Annotated in this window: 2 protein-coding genes and 1 pseudogene; 2 read left to right on the top strand and 1 reads right to left on the bottom strand. The window is 63.0% G+C overall.

Annotation, left to right across the window (positions count from 1 at the left end; all coding sequences use genetic code 11):
* On the bottom strand, positions 1 to 223 hold a 223-nt coding region (locus EN935_RS31150; protein ID WP_281040370.1), incomplete at its 3' end, for an alkaline phosphatase family protein.
* Between the two features lie 200 nt (positions 224 to 423).
* On the opposite strand from EN935_RS31150, the gene EN935_RS31145 reads away from it, so the two are divergent.
* Together EN935_RS31145 and EN935_RS31140 are read left to right on the top strand one after the other, a co-directional pair.
* On the top strand, positions 424 to 1,701 hold the full coding sequence (locus tag EN935_RS31145) for a cytochrome-c peroxidase (RefSeq protein ID WP_127265190.1): 1,278 nt from the start codon (positions 424 to 426) through the stop codon (positions 1,699 to 1,701).
* Between the two features lie 200 nt (positions 1,702 to 1,901).
* Positions 1,902 to 2,450, top strand: a pseudogene (locus tag EN935_RS31140) (GGDEF-domain containing protein); the annotation flags it as partial.

Genomic DNA, 2,450 nt, shown 5'->3' with positions numbered 1-2,450 from the left:
GCTTGCCGTCGCGGTCGAGCTGCCGCGCCTGGTCGGCCGAGACATTGGCCAGGCCGTTGGCGCCGGGGAAGCCGCCATAGAGATTATCGAAGCTGCGGTTCTCGGCATAGATGACGACGACGGTGTCGATATTGTCGTAGCCGGGCGGTGCGGCCATGGCCGCGCTGGCGAAGGATGCCAGGGCCGTACTGGCGAGGCAAAGGGAGATAAAAGGCCGCGTCATGGGAAGTCCTCATGGCTGGGGGATGGCTAGAGGGGCAATGCATGGCTTGGGGGCAACGGCCATGGCTGCAAAGGCTAAGTCGATGCCTTGTCACCTTTGTGACATCTGCGCTGCCGGCGAACACGGTTGCGTGAGCGGATGGACCAGTCATCAATCCGTTGCAGTGCGCACCTAATTCCCAGGCAAACCGGATTGAACCCATGACGACAGGACGATGGAAAAGCCTGATGATCGCGGCCGCTGCAGCATCGATCTTTGGCTTTGCCGTGACCCTGCCGGCAACCCTTGTTCGCGCTGGAACCGGCAGTGTCCATCCCGGGCCGATGTCGCGGGCGGATGCCTTCGCACGCGCCGCCGCCCTGACCACGCTTGGTCGAAAAATGTTCTTCGACCCGGCGCTGTCTGCCTCCGGCAAGCAGGCCTGCGCGTCCTGCCACGACCCGCACCATGCCTTCGGCCCGGCCTCGGCGGCTTCAGTCGAAATGGGCGGGCCGCATCTCGACCAGCCCGGACTGCGTGCCGTGCCCTCGCTTCGCTATTTGCAGGCCGCGCCGGCCTTCACCGAGCATTTCTACGATTCGGAGGATGAGGGCGACGAGAGCGTCGACAATGGTCCAACCGGCGGCCTGACCTGGGACGGCCGCGCCGACCGCGGCAGCGATCAGGCGAAGATCCCGCTGCTGTCGCCGTTCGAGATGGCCAACAAGGATGCCGCTGCCGTCACCGCCGCCTTGCGCAAGGCCGCCTATGCTGACGACTTCAAGGCGGCCTTCGGCGACGACGTTCTCGACCATCCGGACGATGCTTTCGACGCCGCCGCCGAGGCGCTTGGGACCTTCGAGCAGAGTGCGCCCGACTTCTATCCCTATTCCAGCCGCTACGACGTCTTCCTCGCCGGCAAGGCGACGCTGTCGGCACAGGAATTGCGCGGCCGCGCGCTGTTCGAGGACGCAGCCAAGGGCAATTGCGCCAGTTGCCATCTGAGCGAACCGGCCAATGACGGCGAACCGCCGCAATTCACCGATTTCGGCCTGATCGCCATTGCCGTGCCACGCAACAGGGCGATTCCCGCCAATGCCGACCCCGCCTATGTCGATCTCGGCCTATGCGGCCCGCTCAGGACGGACTTCAAAAGCCGGGCTGACTACTGCGGCCTGTTCCGCACGCCGACGCTGCGCAACGTGGCGGTGCGCAAAAGTTTCTTCCATAATGGCACTTTCCACACCTTGCGCGACGCGGTCGCCTTCTACGCGACGCGCGACACCGATCCCGGCCGCTGGTACCCGAGAAACACCGACGGCACGGTCCGGCAAAACGCCGATTTGCCAAAGGCTTACTGGGTCAACCTCAACCAGGACCCGCCCTTCGGCAAGAAGCCCGGCAACAAGCCAGCTCTCACCGATCCCGAGATCGACGACATCGTCGCCTTCCTGCAAACGCTGACCGACGCCGACCAGCAGGCAGCGCCAGCGAACTGAACCGCCTTGCTCGTTTGGCCTGCCCGCCGGCGAAAGAAAGGGTTCTGGATTTGCCGGATTTGATGCGCCGCAACGCTTGGGACCGGTAAAGAGAGACATATCCCATTAGCGCTTCCTAAACCGCTTTCCGGTAATCCTCGTCACTCGATGGTGGGGCGCCGATGAACGCATTCAGGCGAGCGGCCGGATTTGTTGTTATCATGTTGACCGGCGCGGCGACGCTGGCGGCGTTGCATATCGATGCCCAGCGAAACTTCGCGCTGGCCAAGGAGCGCTATCTCGAGAATTCCCAGGCCGCTTCCAGAGCGACAGCCAAGACCGTCGAAGACGCCTTGCGGGCCGTCTATGAAAATGTGCGGACCTTGACCTATCTGCCCAGCGTCCAAAACCTCGACCGGCATGGCACCAATCTGGGCGACGAAGGCCGCGCGACAATCCAGCAGATCTACAACAACCTCGCCAACAACGTCTCCATTTCCGAAGTTTACTTCCTGCCGCTGGATTTCAACCCGGACCGCTTCGATGCGGTGACCGGCAAGCTCGAGGAGCCGATCCTCCAATTCGACCAGCTGATCGTGAATGCCAAGGCGAGATCCGAGGTCGCCGCGGACGCGAAGCCCGGAAAGTTGGACCAGAATGCCCTGGTTCGCCCCCCCGAGGAGATCGAGACCTATGAATACCACGAACTGGCAAAGCAGCTCGCCTGGCTGAAGACGAACTATCCGAATTCAAGCGCCATCGACGGGCTC

Origin of the sequence: Mesorhizobium sp. M7D.F.Ca.US.004.03.1.1 (assembly GCF_003998635.1) — a bacterium.
In the GTDB taxonomy this organism is placed as follows: Bacteria; Pseudomonadota; Alphaproteobacteria; order Rhizobiales; family Rhizobiaceae; genus Mesorhizobium; species Mesorhizobium loti.
This window is presented reverse-complemented; position numbering and strand designations above follow the sequence as displayed.